The sequence below is a fragment of the Enhydrobacter sp. genome (genome assembly GCF_030246845.1).
GTDB lineage: Bacteria > Pseudomonadota > Alphaproteobacteria > Reyranellales > Reyranellaceae > Reyranella.
In genome coordinates this window covers 4,818,985-4,836,518 of sequence record NZ_CP126889.1, presented here as the reverse complement: position 1 = coordinate 4,836,518, position 17,534 = coordinate 4,818,985, and the positions used below count along the sequence as shown (strand labels likewise).

The following is a 17,534-nucleotide window of genomic DNA, read 5'->3' as shown; positions in this document are numbered from 1 at the left end:
TCGCGGACTGTTTGAAGAGTCATGGGACACGATATTCTCATCGTCGACGACGAGCGCGATATCTGCACGCTGATTGCGGGCATCCTGGAGGACGAAGGGCACACTGCCCGGCGCGCGCACAACAGCACCGAGGCGATCGATGCGATACGCCAGCGGCGGCCGGCGCTTGTCATCCTCGACGTCTGGCTGCAGGGCAGCGAGCTCGACGGGCTGCAGCTCCTCGACGTGATCCGCCGCGAGGAGCCGCCGATTCCGGTGGTGATGATCAGCGGCCACGGCACGATCGATACCGCCGTCTCCGCGATCAAGAGCGGCGCCTACGATTTCATCGAGAAGCCGTTCAAGGCCGACCGTCTTCTCCTCGTCGTCGACCGCGCGATCGAGGCCGATCGGCTGAAGCGCGAGAATGCGACCCTGCGGCGGCGGGCCGGCGGCGAGGTATCCTTCGTCGGCTCCTCCACCGCCGCCGCCAACGTGCGCGCACAGATCGAGCGCGTGGCGACCACGGGCAGTCGCGTGCTGATCGCAGGGCCTTCCGGTGTGGGCAAGGAGACGGTGGCCCGGCTGATCCATCAGGGATCCAAGCGCGCCGAGGGGCCGTTCGTGGTGGTGAACTGCTCGACGCTGCCGGCGGAGCGGCTGGAGATCGAGCTGTTCGGCACCGACGGCGAGACCGACCACGATGCGCTGCGCGTTTCCGGGGCGTTCGAGCTCGCCCACGGCGGAACCCTTCTCCTGAAGGAGGTCGCCGACCTGCCGCTCAGCCTGCAGAGCCGGCTCGCGCGCGTTCTGCAGGAGCAGTCCTACCTGCGCGACGCGGGCCGGACCCGGGTGGAGGTGGACGTGCGCGTGCTCGCCTCGACCGCGAACGCCCTGCAGGACAAGATTGCGGCCGGCCAGTTCCGCGAGGAGCTGTTCCATCGGCTGAACGTCGTGTCGCTGAGGGTGCCGCCGCTCAGCGAACGTCGTGAGGACATTCCGGAGCTCGCGACCGATCTCCTGCGGCGGGTGGCGGACGCCACCGGCCTTGCGGCGCGGCCGCTCGGCGAGGACACCTCGGCGGCGCTGCAGGGCCATGACTGGCCGGGCAATGTGCGTCAGTTGCGCAACGTCATCGAGCGCCTGCTCATCCTGGCGCCGGCCGGCGGCGGCGCGATCCGCGCCGATGTGCTGCCCAACGACGTGAGCGAGGACGCGCCCTCGGTGCTGCGCTGGGAGAAGGGCGGCGAGATCATGCAGTTGCCGCTGCGCGATGCGCGCGAGGTCTTCGAGCGCGAGTATCTGCTGGCGCAAGTGACGCGTTTCGGCGGCAACATCTCGCGCACAGCCACCTTCGTCGGCATGGAACGGTCGGCGCTGCACCGCAAGCTGAAATCGCTCGGCCTGCACGGAACGGGCGGCGAGGAGCGGGCCGGCGCCGAGCCCGCGGCCTGATCGGGAAAGAGGAGAAGCGTTCATGGCGCGTTACGCCTATGTCAACGGCCGCTACGTCGACCATCGCGAGGCCAGCGTCCACATCGAGGATCGCGGCTACCAGCTCGCCGATGGCGTCTACGAGGTGGTGGGCGTGCGCGACGGCAAGCTGATCGACGAGAAGCCGCACCTCGACCGGCTCGATCGCTCGCTGAAGGAGCTGCGCATCGCGCCGCCGGTGTCACGCAAGACACTCTGCTTCGTCATCCGTGAGCTGATGCGGCGCAACCGGCTGCGCGACGGTCTCGTCTACATGCAGGTGACGCGCGGTGTGGCGCGGCGCGATCACGCCTTTCCGACGACGCCTGTCAGGCCCTCCCTCGTGCTCACGACCAAGAATACCAGGCACCTCGGTCCCGATGTCGGCCCGGGGATCGCAGTCAGGAGCCAGCCCGACATCCGCTGGGAGCGCTGCGACATCAAGACGGTCGCGCTGCTGCCGAACGTGCTGGCCAAGCAGGCCGCGCGCGAGAGCGGCGCCTACGAAGCCTGGCTGGTCGATGCCAAGGGCTGCGTCACCGAAGGCGCCTCGACCAACGCCTGGATCGTGACCGGGGACGGCGAGCTGATCACGCGGCAGACCGACAGCGGGATCCTGGCCGGCATCACCCGCGGCACGCTGAAGTCGATCGCCGACAAGCTCCAGCTCAAGCTGGTCGAGCGGCCGTTCAGCCTGGCTGAGGCCAAGCAGGCCAACGAGGCCTTCATCACCAGCGCCACGTCGTTTGTGACGCCCGTGATCAGGATCGACGACGCGCCTGTCGGCGACGGCAAGCCCGGACCGACGGCACGCCGGTTGCGCGAGGAATACGTGCGCTTCGCCGAGGCAGGGGAGACGGTCACTTGACGAGACCTGCCGGTTCGGAGCTGCCGCGCGCCATCCTGTTCGACTGGGACAATACGCTGGTCAATACCTGGCCGACGATCGTCGAGTGCTATCGCGACACCTTCGCTGCCTTTGGGCTGCCACCCTGGACGGCCCGCGAGGTGCAGGAACGGGCGCACGGCTCGCTGCGCGACGCCTTCCCGAAGCTGTTCGGCGAGCGTGCGGTCGAAGCCGAGCGAATATTCTACCAGACGTTCCACCGCATCCATCTCGACCGACTCGAGCCGCTGCCGGGCGCGGAAGCGCTGTTGGCGCGCGCCTGCGCCGCGGGCTGCTATGTCGCGGTCGTCAGCAACAAGGTGGGCGAGAATCTCCGCGCGGAGCTCAGGCATCTCGGTTGGGAACGCTGGATATCGAAGGCAGTCGGCGCCAAGGACGCCAAGCGCGACAAGCCGGCGCCCGATCCGATCTACCTCGCGCTCGATGGCACCGGAATTGCTCCGGACGAGAGCGTGTGGATGGTGGGAGACACCCCGGCCGATCTCGAATGCGCCCATGCCGCCGGCTGCCTGCCGGTCTATTTCGGCGGCATGGACCAGTTCGCGGAGCGCCTGAAGGCATTTCCGCCACGTCTGCACGCACGCAATTGTCATGAGCTGGCGGCATTGCTTTGAGGGCAGCGTCGCCTATATTTGCTGCAACCTGGTAGCGGGAAAGGACCGCGTACCCCCAACCGGTGGCCGTCAGGTGTGCCGGATGCCCAGCAAGAGGCCAACAACATGAGTGAAAAGGCACAAAACGTTCAGGACGTCTTCCTGAACCACCTGCGCAAGAACAAGACGCCGGTCACGATCTTTCTGGTCAACGGCGTCAAGCTGCAGGGAATCGTCACCTGGTTCGACAATTTCTCGGTGCTGCTGCGCCGGGATGGTCATTCGCAGCTCGTCTACAAGCATGCGATCTCGACCATCATGCCGGTGACGCCGGTGCAGTTGTTCGACGGAGACAAGGCCGAAGGCTGATTTGACGGACGATATCGAGTTCAACGGACATGCGCGGCACAGGCGCTCGCCGCAGGAGACGGCGCGGCCGGCCACGATTGCCGCCGTACTGAGCCCCCATTGGCCTGCACTCAATGGCGATCGCCGCGACAGCGAGGCGAAGCTGGAAGAGGCGGTCGGTCTCGCGCGCGCCATCGATCTCGATGTGCGGCTCGCCCTGACCGTGCCGATGCGTCGCGTCACGCCGGCAACGCTGATCGGCAAGGGCACTGTCGAGCGCGTCAAGGCGGCCGTGGAAGAGCAGGGGACCGGCCTCGTCATCGTCGACGACAAGCTCACGCCCGTGCAGCAGCGCAATCTCGAGAAGGCCTGGAACACCAAGGTCATCGACCGCACCGGGCTGATCCTCGAGATCTTCGGTGCGCGCGCCCGCACGCACGAGGGACGGCTGCAGGTGGAATTGGCGGCGCTCGACTACCAGCGCGGCCGCCTGGTCCGGTCGTGGACCCACCTCGAGCGCCAGCGCGGCGGCTTCGGCTTCCTGGGCGGTCCCGGCGAATCGCAGATCGAGATCGACCGCCGCCTGATCGGCGAGCGTATCGTCAAGATCAAGCGCGACCTCGAAGCTGTGAAGCGTACGCGCGCCGTCAACCGCGCCGGCCGCCGCAGAGCGCGCCTGCCGACGGTGGCGCTGGTGGGCTACACCAACGCCGGCAAGTCGACCTTGTTCAACCGACTGTCCGGCGCCGAGGTGATGGCGCAGAATCTGCTTTTCGCCACGCTCGATCCGACGATGCGCGCGATCAGGTTGCCCAATGGCCGCCAATGCGTGATCTCCGACACGGTCGGCTTCGTGTCCGACCTGCCGACGCACCTCGTCGCCGCTTTCCGCGCCACCCTCGAGGAGGTGATCGAGGCCGATCTGATCGTGCATGTGCGCGACATCGCCCATCCGGACAGCGAGCGCCAGCGCGTCGACGTCGAGGAGGTGCTGCGGGCGCTGGGGGCGATCGAGGAGGGCGGCGGGACGCCCATGATCGAGGCGCTGAACAAGATCGATACCCTGCCTGCGGAGCAGTGCAGTGTCCTGAAGACGAAAGCGGCAGCGGGGTCCGGGCGGGCGCGACAGTTTCCGGTCTCGGCGCTGAGCGGTGAGGGCGTGGAGGCTCTGCTGGTCGCCATCGAGGAGCGCCTCGGCCGTGGCGGCGCGGCACGCGAGATCGAGGTGCCTCTGAGCGACGGCGCCACCATCGCCTGGCTGTACCGCAACGGTGATGTGCGCAGCCGCCGCGACGACGGGGAGACGGCGCGCCTGACGGTGGCCCTGGATGCCGCGACGGCCGCGCGGTTCGAGCGACGGCTGGCGCGTTGACACCCGCCGCCGCCGCTTTCTATAAGCGGCGCGTTCCTCAAGCTAGGGAAAGACCATGAAATTCAACCCGTTACATGATCGGGTGCTGCTGAAGCCGATCTCCGCCGAGACCAAGACCAAGGCCGGCATCATCATTCCCGATACCGCCCAGGAGAAGCCGATGCAGGGCGAGGTCGTGGCTGTCGGCAAGGGCAAGCGGCTCGACGACGGCCGCCTGATGCCGATCGGCGTGAAGGTCGGCGACAAGGTGATCTACGGCAAGTGGTCGGGCACCGAGGTCAAGCTCGACGGCGTCGATCACGTGATCCTCAAGGAAGAGGACCTGTTCGGGATCCTCGGCTGAAGCCGATGCTGGCCTTCGGCGACCTCGAGCGCGTCGCCGGGCTGATGCGCGAGACGGCCGCGGTCGAGCTGCTGCCGCGGTTTCGCAACCTCGCGCAGGAGGATATCCGCCACAAGCGGCCGGGCGATGTGGTCACGGTGGCCGACGTCGCTGCCGAGCAGCGCCTTGCCTCGGGGCTGGCGAAGATCCTGCCCGGCGTGCCGGTCGTGGGGGAAGAGTCGGTCGAGAACGATGCCAGCCTTCTGGAGCTGATCGGCCGGCCGGGCGAAAGCTGCTGGATCGTCGATCCGCTGGACGGCACGGCGAACTTCGCGGCCGGCCGCGAGCGCTTCGCCATCATCGTCTGTCTGGTGCACGACGCCGAGGCCATTGGCGGCTGGATCCTGGACGTCCCGAACGACCGAATGGCCGTTGCCGGCAAAGGACAGGGAGTGAGGCTGCAGGGCGAATCCGTTCCCAGGCTGACGGTAAGCCGGCCGCCGCGCGGCTATATCGGCTTCAAGATGCGCAAGGAATTCGACCGGCAGCTCTCGCCGGGGCAGCGCAGCGCCGTCGGCAGTCTGACATCGCTCAATTGCGCCGGTCGCGAATATCTCGAGATCCTGGCCGGCAACCGCGAATTCAGCCTCTACCGCCGGACCAAGCCATGGGACCACGCGGCGGGCGCGCTGATGATCACGGAGGCGGGCGGCATAGCCGTCCGCTTCGACGGCGAGCCGTACAGGCCGGCAGGGGGCGTCGAGGCGGGAATCATCGCCGCGGCGACGCCGGAGGTGCTGAGGGAGGTGAGAACGGTGCTGGAAGCCGTCCGGCTGCCGCTCCTCGCACAGCGCTCCTAGACCTTGCTCTTGGCCTCCTGCCAGAGCGCTTCCATTTCCTCGAGGCTGGCGTCGGACGGATGGCGGTCCTCCTGCGCCAGGCGCCGCTCGATGTAGCGGAAACGGCGCTCGAACTTGTCGTTTGTGGCGCGAAGCGCGGCCTCGGGATCGACCTTGCAGTGCCGAGCGAGGTTGGCGACGGCGAACAGGACGTCACCCAGCTCGTCGGCAATGCGGGCCTGGTCGAGTACGCGGGCATTGATCTCGACGCGCAGTTCGCCAAGCTCCTCCTCGATCTTGTCGATCACCGGTCCGATCGACTTCCAGTCGAAGCCGACCCGGGCCGCCCGCTTCTGCAGCTTTTCCGCCCGCAGCAGGGCGGGCAGGGCGCGCGCCACCCCGTCCAGGCTGCCCGCCCGCTCGCCGTCGCCATTCTTCCCGGCGCGCTCCGCCGCCTTGCGGGCCTCCCAGGAGACGGTCTGGGCGGCCGCGTCGGCGATCTCGTGGCCGTCGAAGACGTGCGGATGGCGGTCGACCATCTTGTCGGCGATCGCCTGGGCCACATCCTCGAAGGCGAAGGCGCCAGCCTCGGCCGCCATCTGGGCGTGGTAGACGACTTGCAGCAGGAGATCGCCCAACTCCTCCTTGAGCGCTGCCAGATCGCCGCGCTCGATGGCGTCGGCCACCTCGTAGGCTTCCTCGATGGTGTAGGGCGCGATCGTCCTGAAGGTCTGCTCGATGTCCCATGGACAGCCGTGCCGACGATCGCGCAGCCATGCCATGACGGCCAGGAGCCGGGCCAGCGGTTCCTTGGGGAGCTTCTCGGGCGTCGGACGGTCGGAAGCCATGATCTTCAGTTATCGTATAATATATATTATGACAAATATTATTTATCTTATTATCTAAGTCTATTACCAGGAAATATGGATATTTTGCTTTAGAAGTGCCAGCAGCTTGAGCCCGCGTAGCCCTTGGCTCGCCGGCATGCCCAAGGTCATCAACGCGCCCTCCTTGGGGTTTGCCGGGTTCGGCATGATCAGGTCGAAAACCGTGCGGGACTCGTGGTCACCCCGGCTCGGCGGCACGTTCTCGTAGACGATGAGGTACGTGCCATCGCCGAGCTTGCGCGCCTGGGCCTTGGTCGGCGGCCGCCGCGCTTCGATCGTGCCGACCTTGGCCATCGCGTAGTGCTCGGCATTGCTCACGCCCTCGAACGCAAAGTCGACGCGCCAGAGGATCAGCCGGTAGCTCTGGTCCTCGCTATAGGCCATGCCGCGCTCCCGGTCGTCGATCGCCTGCCAGCCCAGGGGCACCGCAGCGTCCATCTTGACGGCCTTGAAATGGAGGCGTGCAAGGCCGTTGGCATTGTCAATTTGCAGTACGTTGGCGGATGTCGTGGCGGTACCTTCCAGAGTGACGGCGAGTGGCCGGTAGAAGCTGGCGCCGCGATCGGCCACAGCGAAGTCCTTGAAGGTCAGCGCGCCCGCATCCAGCTCGCTTTGGGCATGTGCCGAGCCGGCCCAGCAGAGCGCAAGCGCAACAGCCAAGAGGATCCGGCGGCCGGACTCCTTTTGTTTGCGCCTACGAATAACTTCAAGATATGACATTAAGATACTGAATTTATTACCAAACCATCATGGCAGGGGGACACGTGGGCCGGCGTGCGCCGGTCGAGCTCAGCATAGTCCATGTCGATGTGGAGATTGGTCAAAAAAGCCCGCCTAGGGCCGATGCGCGCGATCCAGTCGAGGGCCAGGTCGAGATGGGCATGGGTGGGATGCGGCCGATAACGCATGGCGTCGACGATCACCACCTCCACGCCTCGCATGAGTTCGAAGGCCTTGTCCGAAAGCGCCACGACATCGTTGGCGTAGACGACCGGGCCGAAGCGGAAACCGAGCGACGGGATCGTGCCGTGGTCCAGCGGAATCGGGATAACCGGCAGGCCGGCGGCCGTGAACGGTCCTTCGATCTCGTTGGCTCGGTAGATCGGATTGTAAAACCCGCCCTCTTCCGCGTCGAAGCAATAGCCGAATCGCCGGCGCAGGATGCCAAGCGTGCGCCTGTCCGCCCAGGCCTCGATCGCGCCCTGGCGGAAGACGTAGGGGCGCAGGTCGTCGATGCCGTGGCACTGGTCGGCATGGTCGTGGGTCCAGATCACCGCGTCGACGCGCTCGATCTTGGCGGCGAGGAGCTGGGCGCGCAGATCCGGCGAGGTATCGATGAGCACGGTCCTGTCCTCGTCCTGCACCAGGATCGAGCAGCGGGTGCGGCGGTTGCGCGGATCGTGCGGATCGGCCGCGCCCCAGTCGCCCAGTCCGCCGGCACCGCCAACGCGCGGCACGCCGCCCGATGTTCCGCAGCCCAGGATCGTCACGCGCATGCCGGCCGCTCTGCCTTGCCGAACAGCCGGAAGAAGTTCTCCGTCGTCGCGGCCTCCAATTCGACGAGACTGACGCTCTTGAGTTCCGCCACCTTGGCGGCCGTATGGGCGACGAAGGCCGGTTCATTGGTCTTGCCGCGCCTGGGAACCGGCGCGAGGTAGGGCGCGTCGGTCTCGACCAGCAGGCGGTCGATCGGCAGCCCGCGCACCACCGCCCGCAGGCTCTCGGCCGCCTTGAAGGTCACGATGCCCGAGATCGAGATATACATGCCGAGCGCCAGCGCGCGGCGCGCCACCTCGGACCCCGAGCTGAAGCAATGGATCAGGCCGCAGAAAGCGCCCTTGGCATATTCCTCCTCGAGGATGTCACCCGTCTCCGCGTCGGCGTCGCGGGTATGGACGATCAGCGGCAGGCCGGTCGCGCGCGCCGCCGCGATATGGGCGCGGAAGCTCGCCGCCTGCTCGTCGCGCGGGCTGTGGTCGTAGTAGAAGTCGAGGCCGGTCTCGCCGATGCCGACGACCTTGGGATGGTGCGTCGCTTCGATCAATCGATCGGGCGAGCGCTGCCCCTCCTCCTTCGCCTCGTGAGGATGGACGCCCACCGAGCACCAGACATTGCCATGCCGTTCGGCGATGGCGCGCACGCGATCGAACTGATCGAGCCGCGTGCCGATGGTGAGCATGCCCGCGACGCCCGCGGTCCGCGCGCGAGCCAGCACGCCCGGCTCGTCCTTGGCCAGCTCCGGGAAATCGAGATGGCAGTGGCTGTCGATCAGCATCTCAGTCCGCGGCCCTGGGCGCCTCGACGAAGCGCGGGAAAACACCCTGCGGCTTCGGCAAGGGTATTCCCGGCGGCAGTTCATGCTCGAACGCGGCAAATGTGCGGCTGTCCGCCGGCACGGCGAGCTGATCGAGGATCCTCGCGGTCGACTCCGGCATGAAGGGCTGCACCAGCAGCGTCACACGGCGGATCGTCTCGGCCAGCACCCACAGCACGGTGTCGCGCCGCGCCGGGTCGGTCTTGGCCAGCACCCACGGCGCCTGGGCGTCGACATAGCGGTTGGCGTCGGCGACCACTTCCCAGATCGCCGCCAGCGCGCGATGGAAGGCCTGCTCGTCGAGCTCCGCCCGCACGATCGCCAGCAAGCCATGCGCGCGGTCGAGCAACGCCCTGTCCGCCGACAGCAGCGGCCCCTTGGCCGGCACCTTGCCGTCGCAGCTCTTGGCCACGATCGAGAGCACGCGCTGGCAGAGATTGCCGTAGGCGTTGGCGAGGTCCGAGTTCAGCCGGCCGATCAGCGCCTTCCTCTGGAAATCGCCGTCACTGCCGAACGGCACTTCCCGCAACAAAAAATAGCGCACCGGATCGACGCCGAACTCCCCGGTCACGGCGACCGGATCGATGGCATTGCCGAGCGACTTCGATATCTTCTGCCCCTCGGTCGTCCACCAGCCCGAGGCGAACACGCGCTTGGGTGGTGCGATGCCCGCCGACATCAGGAAGGCCGGCCAGTAGACGCAATGGAAGCGTATGATGTCCTTGCCGACGACGTGCAGGTCGGCTGGCCAGAAACGCCACAGCGGGTTCCTGGTGTCCGGATAGCCGCACTCCGTGATGTAGTTGGTGAGCGCGTCCAGCCAGACATACATGACGTGCTTGGGATCGCCCGGCACTGGCACGCCCCATGAGAAGCTGGTGCGCGACACCGAGAGGTCCTGCAGACCACCCTTCACGAAGCTCAGAATTTCGTTACGGCGGCTTTCGGGAGCGATGAAGCGGGGGTTCCTGTCGTAGAACTCCAGCAACCGGTCGCCCCAGGCCGAGAGCCTGAAGAAATAGGATGGCTCCTCGACCCATTCGACCTCGTTGCCGACCGGGCCGGCGCGGCGCTTCCCGTCCGCACCGACCAGGGTCTCGTCCTCGGCATAGAACGCCTCGTCGCGCACCGAGTACCAACCGGCATACTTGCCGAGATAGATGTCGCCGGCGGCAACGAGCTTCTCCCACAGCGCCTGGCACGAGGCGTAGTGGCGGGGTTCGGTCGTGCGGATGAAATTGTCGGGACTGTAGTTCATCACGCCGATCAGGTCGCGGAACGACTGGCTCACCTTGTCGGTGAAGGCCTGCGGCGACATCCCGGCGGCGGCCGCTGCCTTCTCCACCTTCTGGCCGTGCTCGTCGGTGCCCGTCAGGAAGCGCACGTCGAAACCGTCGAGGCGCTTGAAGCGAGCCATCACGTCGCACGCCAGCGTCGCGTAGGCGTGGCCGATATGGGGCACGTCGTTCACGTAGTAGATCGGCGTGGTGCAGTAGTAAGTGCGACTCGACATGACGACTGAACTCCGGACCGTCGCCCCTCCCGGAGCGCCGGATCCGGCGCCTTAGCGCATCGCCGATTGGAGAGCCAGGAAGCTGACGAGCACCGTCTGCTTGCGATCGAGATTGACGGCGTCGGCACGGGACAACAGGTAGGCGATCTTTTCCCATGCCTCAATCCAGCGATCAAGGCTCGCCGCGGCGAGCAACCGCGCCTGCAGCCCGCGCTCGGCCGGCACGACCGCCGTCCCCTCGCCGCCCAGCGCCGCCCGCCGGGCAAGGTCCTTCAGCCATCCGTCGAGCAGATAGTTGAGCGAGCGCCAGTCGGCATTCGCCTCCTCGCCGCGGCGGGCGAAGCGTTCGGCGAAGCCGTGCAGGCGCGCCATGTCGAGGTCGGGCAAGGTCGTCAGCACCTCGACCATCTCGCTGTAGAGGGCGAGGCTGCCGGCGTTCGCGAGCTCGAGCGCGCGGCCGATGCTGCCGTCGGCGAGGTCGGCGAGTGCCTCCGCCTCCTCCCGCTCGACGGCCGGCGCGTAGTCGCCCAGCAGGCGCACGACCGTCTCGTCCGACAGAGGCGAAAGCGCCAGTCGGCGGCAGCGCGAGCGGATCGTCGGCAGCAACCGCCCGGGGGCGTGCGCCACGATCAGCAGGACCGAATTGGGCGGCGGTTCCTCGAGAATCTTGAGGATGGCGTTGGCTGCGGCACTGTTCATCTCGTCGGCGGGATCGACGATCGCCACGCGCCACTCGCCCATGGCCGGCGTCATGTGCATGAACTCACCCAATGCACGAACGTCGCCGACGGCGATTTCGGCACGAATGCGGTCGGCCTTGGGGTCGAGCGTACGGCGCAGGTGGAAGAGATCGGGGTGGGTGCGTGCATCGATCAGCGCGCGACCCGGCGCATCCGTGGCCACGTCGAGGCTGTCGGACGTGGCGCCGAACAGGCCGCCTTGTCCGCCGGCCAGCAGGTAGCGCGCGAAACGCCAGGCGAGCGTGGCCTTGCCGATGCCGCGCGGGCCGGTGATCAGCCAGGCATGGTGCAGGTGGCCGCTGCGATGCGCGGCGAGCATCGCGCGCTCGGCCGCGTCGTGCCCGACCAGGCGATCGTTGCGCCAGGGCGGCGGCCAGTCGTACGGCCATTCGAGTTTCTCGAGCTCGGCCGGATCGGTGCTCGTCTTGCCCCGCGCCATGCCTCAGGCTCCCAGTCGTTCGGCCACGATGCGGGCGATGTCCCGTGCCACGCGTTCGGTCTCGCGATCGGAGTCGACCACCGCGCAGCGCGCGGGCTCGCGTCTGGCGATCTCCTGGAAGCCCGCGCGCACGCGATCATGGAAGGCGCGCGGCAGGCTTTCATAGCGGGTCTCCGACCCGCGGCGACGGCCGGCGCGCGCCAGCCCCACCTCGACCGGCAGGTCGAGGATCAGCGTGAGATCAGGCCTGAAGTCGCCGACGGCGATCTCGTAGAGCCGGTCGAGCATGGCGAGATCGAGACCGTGGCCATAGCCCTGGTAGGCGCGCGTCGAGTCGGCGAAGCGGTCGCTCACCACCCATGTGCCGCGTTTCAGGGCGGGCCATACGGTCGCGCGCAGATGGTCGCGGCGGGCGGCAAAATGCAGCAACGCCTCGGTCGTACCGTCCCAGCGATCTGCCGGTCCCTCGACCAGCAGCCGGCGCACCATCTCGCCGCCCACGGATCCACCCGGCTCGCGCGTCGCCAGAACGCTACGCCCGCGCGCCTCCAGCCAGTCCCTGAGGCATGCGATCTGCGTCGACTTCCCGGCTCCCTCTCCGCCTTCCAAGGTGATGAAGCGCCCTCGGGGGGTCGCCGTCACGAGAGCCAGCCGACCAGGTAGTGCCGCGCCGTGGCCATGAGGCGTCGCACGATGCCGAGCTTCGCCACGTCGGCGCCCGCTTGCAGCGGATACTCGCGGGTTTGGCCGTCCGGCATCGTGATGACGGCGGTGCCGAGCCTGGTCCCTTTGGCAATGGGGGCGGCGATCGGACCGTCGAACTTGGCGACGGCCCTCGGCTGCGCCGACGACTGGCCGGTCGTGGTGGTGATCTGGACGGCGGTGGGAATGACGAGCGGCACCTTGTCCTGCACGCCGAGCCACACCGGGGCCTCCGCCAGCGCATCGCCCGCGCGCAGGATCGTCGTGTTGCTGGTCTCGCGGAAGCCCCACTCGATCAGCCGCGCCGTCTCGCGCGCACGCTCGGCAATCGAATCCATGCCGTTCAGCACCAGGACCAGCCGCCGTCCGTCACGGATCGCCGACGTCGTCTGACCGTAGCCGCCCTCCTCGGTGTGGCCGGTCTTGAGGCCGTCGACGCCGGGCACGGTCTTGAGCTCGAGGTTGCGGTTGGGCTGGGTGATGCCGTTATAGGCGAATTCGCGCTGCGCGTAGTGCTGATAGAGCTTCGGGAAGTCCTCGATCGTGCGCTCGGCCAGCACCGCGAGATCGTGCGCCGTCACATGCTGTCCCTCCGCCGGCCAGCCCGAGGCATTCTTGAACACCGAGCCCGTCATGCCGAGGTCGTGCGCCTTCTTGTTCATGCGGTCGGCGAACGCCTCCTCGCTGCCGGCCATGCCTTCGGCGGCGGCGACGCTGGCGTCGTTGCCCGAATCGACGATGATGCCCTGGATCAGGTCGAGCACGCTCACCTCGGCCCCCAGTTCCAGGAACATGGTCGAGGAGTGGACGCCGCGGGTGATGGCATAGGCGCGTTCGCTGACCTTGAATTGCGTGTCGGGCTTGAGCTTGCCCGCCGCGAGGTCCTCGAACAGGAGATACGTGGTCATCATCTTCGCCATCGACGACGGCGCCATCGGCTGGTCGGCGTCCTTGGACAGCAGCACCGTGCCGGTCTGCATGTCGATCATGTAGGCGTAGCGCGCGACCGTGGTCGGGCCGATCTGCGACGGCCCGGCGGCGTCGAGCTTCGCCGCCTGCGCCGCGGCCGCCTGCTTGGGCGTGAGCGGCTTCGGCTTCGCGGGCTTCTGCGCCTGCGTGCGCTTGGCCGGCTCCTGGCGCTGGGCGTGCGCCGCCGGCGCGAGGCCGGCCGCGCCGACCATCGCGAGAACCGCAACGAGCGAAAGCAGTCGATCAATCCGCCACGACACGAGCATCACCATACCCCGAACGCTTCAGCCGGTCGGCGACAATGCCGGCGGCATCGGAAGTCGTATACGGACCGAGACGAACGCGAAAGACCTCCCGTCCACCGGAGACGGCCTGGGAAATCTCGGTGGTTCCGTAACTTGCGATCCGGCCGCGCTGCCGCTCGGCGTTGGTCATTGTGGAAAACGCCCCGGCCTGCACGTAGTAGCCGCCCGGCGGATGTGCCGCGAGCGAGGCGATCGTCGGTGCGGTGGCGACGGTCGCGCGCACCGGCTCGACGGGGGCCGGCGCGGCAGGCGGCGGCGTCGCCCACACGACCTGCTCGGCGGGGCGTGGTGGCGGGGCCTGCTGGGGCACGGGTTGCGGCGGCGGCGGCTGGACCTGCCGTGCAGGCGGCGCTGGTGGCGTCGCCTGCGGAGGCGCCGGTGGCGGCGCTTGCGCCACAGCCGTGGCCGGCACTTGGGCACCGCCACGGGACTCGACACGGGCGATCGCCGCTTCCTGCTCCGTCGGACCGCCGCCTGCCAGCGCCACCTCCTTCACCGCCATGCTTTCCGCCGGCAGCTGGTCGATGCGGATGTGCGCCGTACCGGCGCGAATCATGCCCAGCTCCTCGGCGGTGGCGCGCGAGACGTCGAGAATGCGATTGCGCGCATAGGGTCCCCGGTCGTTGATGCGCACCGTGGTCGAGCGGCCATTGTCGAGGTTCGTGACCCGGACCACGCTCGGCATCTGCAGCGTGCGATGCGCCGCGGTTCGTTCCGACTGGTTATAGACCTCGCCGTTGGCGGTGTGGCGACCGTGGAAGCCCGGTCCGTACCATGAGGCCATGCCAGTCTCGACATGGTTGAACTCTTCCCGCGGCACGTAGGTCACGCCGTCGATCGTGTAGGGCGAGCCCACCTTGTACATGCCGCGACTGGCGACCGAGCTGCCGCCGCGATGCGAGCCGCAGCCGGTCACCGCCGCGATGGCGATCAGGGCGCAGCTTCGCAGCAGGACGGTACGCCAGAACAAAGGTGTTCCAACCGATAGCGGCATCCGACGGAAAGCATACAACATCTTGCGATGTCCGTCAGGCTGCCGCGATCCGGTCGGAGAGCAGGCCGACCGCCAGGGCGAAGAAGTCGGACTGGTTCCAGCGCAGGATGACTCGGAAGTTGTGGGTCGTGCGATAGGCTGGTCCGCCCTGCCCGGCTGGCCGGACGATCCGTTCGCCTTTGGCGGCGACGGCCGAACCCTCGACCTCCTGGCCCCAGGCGAGACCGGGCCGCCAGCCGGCGCGATGCAGGTAGTTGACGGTCGAGGCGAAGACGTCGGCCTTGCTCGTCCAGATGTCGTAGCGACCGTCGCCGTCGCCGTCCGCTGCGTAGAGCAGAAAGGTTGTCGGGATGAACTGGCACTGACCCATGGCGCCGGCCCACGACCCCTTCATCTGGTGCAGGCCGATATGGCCCTGCGAGACGATCTTGAGCGCGGCGATGAGCTGGGCGCGGAAGAACGAGGCGCGAAAGCCGTTGAAGGCGAGCGTCGCGAGCGCCGGCACGACCTCGAAATCGCCCAGCCGTTCGCCGTACTTGCTCTCGATGCCCCACAGCGCGACGACCAGCGACGGCGGGATGCCGGCAGGCCCGGCGATGCGTTCGACCAGCGCGCGGTTCTCCTTGAGCAGGACGCGGCCGCGGCTCACCCGCTCGGGCGAGACGACGAGCTCGAGATAGCGCTCGAAGGTCATCTTGAACTCGGGCTGGTTGTGCGCGAGCTCGAGCACCTTCGGGATTTGCTGCACCGAGCCCAGCGCGGCATCGGCGGTCGCGCCGTCCACGCCGGAGCGCACGGCCTCCGCGCGCACGCCCTGCAGCCATGCCGTGAAGCGGGCGTCGTTCGGCTGGGCCCGCGCTGTCGCGGGAGCGAGCATCAGGCCCGTGCAAACGAACCGCCGGCCGACACGAAGGGGGAACATGTCGACGATCCTCCGATTTCGAGCGAAGGAGGTTATTTATGCCTCTGTAATTACTGCAAGATGTCACGTCGCGCCAGAGGCATCAGCATGCTCTGTGCGCCGGCCGTTCCGGGCAGGCGCGCCGACCGCCCGGATTTGCTGTGGACGGATGCCGTCCGTCGGCCGCTGCTCACTGACCTTCGTGGTGCTTGACCATCTCCTCGATCTTCTTCTTCACCGCATCGAGGTTGAAGGAGGCCGGATCCTGCATCGGCGGATAGTCCACGGCCGTCAGCGCCAGCTTCGCGACAAACTGCTGGACCAGGACAAAGCGCCAGAACTCACGCGCATAGAAGTCGTTGCCGTAGCCGAAGGAGCCAGTGTTGGGCGACTCGCCGCGAATATTCGGCGTGCGCTCGAAGGGATCCTGCCGAATGTTGACCATCACGGGCATGTCCGTCGTCGTCTTTTCACCCGGCCAGCCGTAGGGCTGCGCATAGAAGGTGAACTTGAAGTCGTCTATGCGAACCGCGCCGAGCTGTGGGCCGCCGAAGTAGAATATCTCGTGGCGCTTGGACGGGCCTTTGCCGGTGAGCAGGTCCATCTGGTTGTACCCGTCGAGATGGTTCTTGTAGGTCCGGTCGCCGAGCTTCACGCCCTTCAACAGTTGCTCGGTGATGCTGGAGTTGCCGGCCGCCGCCACCAAGGTGGGGAACCAGTCGAGGCCGGAAACGATTCCGTTTTCGACGGTCCCCGGCTTGATCTGGCCGGGCCAGCGGACGATGCACGGCACGCGGAACCCGCCCTCGCCGACCGTCCCCTTGGTGTTCTTGAACGGGGTCATGCCGCCATCCGGCCAGGTGAACACCTCGGCGCCATTGTCCGTGGTGAAGATGACGATGGTGTTGTCGGTCTCGCCGATATCGTCGAGGTGCTTGAGCAGAGCGCCGACGCTGTCATCGAGCTGCGCCATGCCGGCTTCCTCGAGGCCGTAGTTCGTCTGGCTGTTCTGCATCGAGCCGTATTTCTTCGAGAGGAACGTCCAGACATGCATGCGCGTGGTGTTGTGCCAGACGAAGAACGGCTTGCCGTCCTTCTTGGCCTTGTCCATGAAGTCGCTCGACGCCTTGACCAGCACCTCGTCGAAGGTCGTCATGTCGTACTTGGCCTTCAGGAACGGCAGGTCGTGCATGTTCGGCACGTTCGACATGTCGGGGAACGGCGGCAGCGGACCTTCATCGACGATCCTCTGCTTGCCGACCTTGCCCCAGCGCGGCATTTCGGTCGCATCGTCGGTGTCGGTCGCATAGCTGTGGACCAGGCTGCGCGGACCGTACTTGTTGTAATAGTCCTGGTCGATCGGGAACGAGAACCAGTACGGATCGGACATCGCGTCGAGGTGATACAGATACCCGAAGAACTCGTCGAAGCCGTGCACGGTCGGAAGATACTTGTTCAGGTCGCCCAGGTGGTTCTTGCCGAACTGCCCGGTGGCATAGCCCTGTGCCTTGAGCGCGGAAGCGAGCGTCGCCGCCTCCGCCGGGATGCCGACGTCGGCACCGGCCTGGCCGACGGTCGTCAACCCCGTGCGGAGCGGGATCTCGCCGGTGATGAAGTTCGCCCGCCCTGCCGTGCAGCTTGCTTCGGCATAGTAGTCCGTGAACAGCATGCCTTGCGATGCCAGCTTGTCGAGATTCGGCGTCTTGCCCGACATGATGCCGCGATGGTAGGCACCGATGTTGAACCAGCCGACATCGTCTCCCATGATGACAAGTATGTTCGGCCGTCGTTGCTGCTGCTGGGCCAGCGCCGGTGTGCTCGCCGCCGTCACAACGACCGACGCCGCGAGCAATAGGTTCCTGATCGTGCTCATGGGTTCGCTCCCGAGGTGAGCAAACGAAGTTGGCCGCAAGGGTCCAACGTCGCGCGGCGTCGAG

The 17,534-nt window shown here is 67.1% G+C and carries 18 protein-coding genes; 7 read left to right on the top strand and 11 right to left on the bottom strand.

The features are described 5' to 3' along the window. The first annotated feature begins 21 nt into the window (after window positions 1–21). The 7 genes from OJF58_RS24080 (at window position 22) to OJF58_RS24050 (ending at window position 5,854) form a co-directional block, all read left to right on the top strand. Entirely contained in the window at window positions 22–1,434 is a 1,413-nt protein-coding gene (locus OJF58_RS24080) for a sigma-54 dependent transcriptional regulator (RefSeq protein WP_300780409.1), read from the top strand. A gap of 22 nt (window positions 1,435–1,456) precedes the next feature. Beyond that, window positions 1,457–2,320 carry a D-amino-acid transaminase gene (locus OJF58_RS24075; RefSeq protein WP_300780408.1) on the top strand — a complete coding sequence of 288 codons (864 nt, stop codon included), beginning with the start codon at window positions 1,457–1,459 and terminating at the stop codon, window positions 2,318–2,320. Beyond that, on the top strand, window positions 2,317–2,973 hold the full coding sequence (locus OJF58_RS24070; RefSeq protein ID WP_300780407.1) for an HAD family hydrolase: 657 nt from the start codon (window positions 2,317–2,319) through the stop codon (window positions 2,971–2,973). The genes OJF58_RS24075 and OJF58_RS24070 overlap by 4 nt, the downstream gene beginning before the upstream one ends. A 105-nt stretch (window positions 2,974–3,078) precedes the next feature. Then, complete coding sequence (gene hfq / locus OJF58_RS24065; protein WP_085932944.1) at window positions 3,079–3,321, top strand: RNA chaperone Hfq; 243 nt, start codon at window positions 3,079–3,081, stop codon at window positions 3,319–3,321. Window position 3,322: 1 nt separating this feature from the next. Further along, complete coding sequence (hflX, locus tag OJF58_RS24060) at window positions 3,323–4,672, top strand: GTPase HflX (RefSeq protein WP_300780406.1); 1,350 nt, start codon at window positions 3,323–3,325, stop codon at window positions 4,670–4,672. 55 nt (window positions 4,673–4,727) lie between these two features. Continuing rightward, a complete protein-coding gene (locus tag OJF58_RS24055; protein WP_300780405.1) occupies window positions 4,728–5,015 on the top strand; it encodes a co-chaperone GroES in 288 nt (95 codons plus the stop codon). Window positions 5,016–5,020: 5 nt separating this feature from the next. After that, the gene (locus OJF58_RS24050) at window positions 5,021–5,854 is read left to right on the top strand and encodes an inositol monophosphatase family protein (protein WP_300780404.1); all 834 of its coding nucleotides are present in this window, start codon (window positions 5,021–5,023) and stop codon (window positions 5,852–5,854) included. Here the strand turns inward: OJF58_RS24050 and mazG are convergent. The 11 genes from mazG to OJF58_RS23995 form a co-directional block, all read right to left on the bottom strand. After that, window positions 5,851–6,681: a nucleoside triphosphate pyrophosphohydrolase gene (mazG, locus tag OJF58_RS24045; RefSeq protein ID WP_300780403.1), complete on the bottom strand. Its 831-nt coding sequence runs from the start codon at window positions 6,679–6,681 to the stop codon at window positions 5,851–5,853. The two genes, OJF58_RS24050 and mazG, sit on opposite strands and share 4 nt — an antisense overlap. Before the next feature lie 63 nt (window positions 6,682–6,744). Further along, window positions 6,745–7,380 (bottom strand): hypothetical protein, encoded by a 636-nt coding sequence (locus OJF58_RS24040; protein WP_300780402.1) that lies wholly within the window; start codon window positions 7,378–7,380, stop codon window positions 6,745–6,747. Between the two features lie 59 nt (window positions 7,381–7,439). Next, the gene (locus OJF58_RS24035) at window positions 7,440–8,216 is read right to left on the bottom strand and encodes an MBL fold metallo-hydrolase (RefSeq protein WP_300780401.1); all 777 of its coding nucleotides are present in this window, start codon (window positions 8,214–8,216) and stop codon (window positions 7,440–7,442) included. Continuing rightward, entirely contained in the window at window positions 8,207–8,995 is a 789-nt protein-coding gene (locus OJF58_RS24030) for a TatD family hydrolase (RefSeq protein WP_300780400.1), read from the bottom strand. The genes OJF58_RS24035 and OJF58_RS24030 overlap by 10 nt, the downstream gene beginning before the upstream one ends. 1 nt (window position 8,996) lies before the next feature. Beyond that, window positions 8,997–10,547 (bottom strand): methionine--tRNA ligase, encoded by a 1,551-nt coding sequence (gene metG / locus OJF58_RS24025; RefSeq protein WP_300780399.1) that lies wholly within the window; start codon window positions 10,545–10,547, stop codon window positions 8,997–8,999. Window positions 10,548–10,598: 51 nt separating this feature from the next. Then, the gene (locus tag OJF58_RS24020; RefSeq protein WP_300780398.1) at window positions 10,599–11,726 is read right to left on the bottom strand and encodes a DNA polymerase III subunit delta'; all 1,128 of its coding nucleotides are present in this window, start codon (window positions 11,724–11,726) and stop codon (window positions 10,599–10,601) included. A gap of 3 nt (window positions 11,727–11,729) precedes the next feature. Continuing rightward, window positions 11,730–12,368 (bottom strand): dTMP kinase, encoded by a 639-nt coding sequence (gene tmk, locus OJF58_RS24015; RefSeq protein ID WP_300780397.1) that lies wholly within the window; start codon window positions 12,366–12,368, stop codon window positions 11,730–11,732. After that, on the bottom strand, window positions 12,365–13,657 hold the full coding sequence (locus OJF58_RS24010; RefSeq protein ID WP_300780396.1) for a D-alanyl-D-alanine carboxypeptidase family protein: 1,293 nt from the start codon (window positions 13,655–13,657) through the stop codon (window positions 12,365–12,367). The genes tmk and OJF58_RS24010 overlap by 4 nt, the downstream gene beginning before the upstream one ends. Further along, window positions 13,641–14,672, bottom strand: a complete 1,032-nt coding sequence (locus tag OJF58_RS24005; protein ID WP_300780395.1) for a septal ring lytic transglycosylase RlpA family protein — start codon at window positions 14,670–14,672, stop codon at window positions 13,641–13,643. Before OJF58_RS24005 ends, OJF58_RS24010 begins: the two co-directional genes overlap by 17 nt. 58 nt (window positions 14,673–14,730) lie before the next feature. Beyond that, a complete protein-coding gene (locus tag OJF58_RS24000) occupies window positions 14,731–15,618 on the bottom strand; it encodes a lytic transglycosylase domain-containing protein (RefSeq protein ID WP_300780394.1) in 888 nt (295 codons plus the stop codon). A gap of 169 nt (window positions 15,619–15,787) precedes the next feature. Then, window positions 15,788–17,470, bottom strand: coding sequence for an arylsulfatase (locus OJF58_RS23995; RefSeq protein ID WP_300780393.1), 1,683 nt, complete (start codon window positions 17,468–17,470; stop codon window positions 15,788–15,790). Between the last annotated feature and the right edge of the window lie 64 nt (window positions 17,471–17,534).

What these genes read in the sequence shown, in the direction of transcription:
- OJF58_RS24080 (WP_300780409.1), top strand. Translation starts at nt 22, where the DNA reads ATGGGACACGATATTCTCATCGTCGACGACGAGCGCGATATCTGCACG.
- OJF58_RS24075 (WP_300780408.1), top strand. Translation starts at nt 1,457, where the DNA reads ATGGCGCGTTACGCCTATGTCAACGGCCGCTACGTCGACCATCGCGAG.
- hfq (WP_085932944.1), top strand. Translation starts at nt 3,079, where the DNA reads ATGAGTGAAAAGGCACAAAACGTTCAGGACGTCTTCCTGAACCACCTG.
- OJF58_RS24055 (WP_300780405.1), top strand. Translation starts at nt 4,728, where the DNA reads ATGAAATTCAACCCGTTACATGATCGGGTGCTGCTGAAGCCGATCTCC.
- OJF58_RS24050 (WP_300780404.1), top strand. Translation starts at nt 5,021, where the DNA reads ATGCTGGCCTTCGGCGACCTCGAGCGCGTCGCCGGGCTGATGCGCGAG.
- mazG (WP_300780403.1), bottom strand. Translation starts at nt 6,681, where the DNA reads ATGGCTTCCGACCGTCCGACGCCCGAGAAGCTCCCCAAGGAACCGCTG.
- OJF58_RS24035 (WP_300780401.1), bottom strand. Translation starts at nt 8,216, where the DNA reads ATGCGCGTGACGATCCTGGGCTGCGGAACATCGGGCGGCGTGCCGCGC.
- OJF58_RS24030 (WP_300780400.1), bottom strand. Translation starts at nt 8,995, where the DNA reads ATGCTGATCGACAGCCACTGCCATCTCGATTTCCCGGAGCTGGCCAAG.
- metG (WP_300780399.1), bottom strand. Translation starts at nt 10,547, where the DNA reads ATGTCGAGTCGCACTTACTACTGCACCACGCCGATCTACTACGTGAAC.
- OJF58_RS24020 (WP_300780398.1), bottom strand. Translation starts at nt 11,726, where the DNA reads ATGGCGCGGGGCAAGACGAGCACCGATCCGGCCGAGCTCGAGAAACTC.
- OJF58_RS24000 (WP_300780394.1), bottom strand. Translation starts at nt 15,618, where the DNA reads ATGTTCCCCCTTCGTGTCGGCCGGCGGTTCGTTTGCACGGGCCTGATG.
- OJF58_RS23995 (WP_300780393.1), bottom strand. Translation starts at nt 17,470, where the DNA reads ATGAGCACGATCAGGAACCTATTGCTCGCGGCGTCGGTCGTTGTGACG.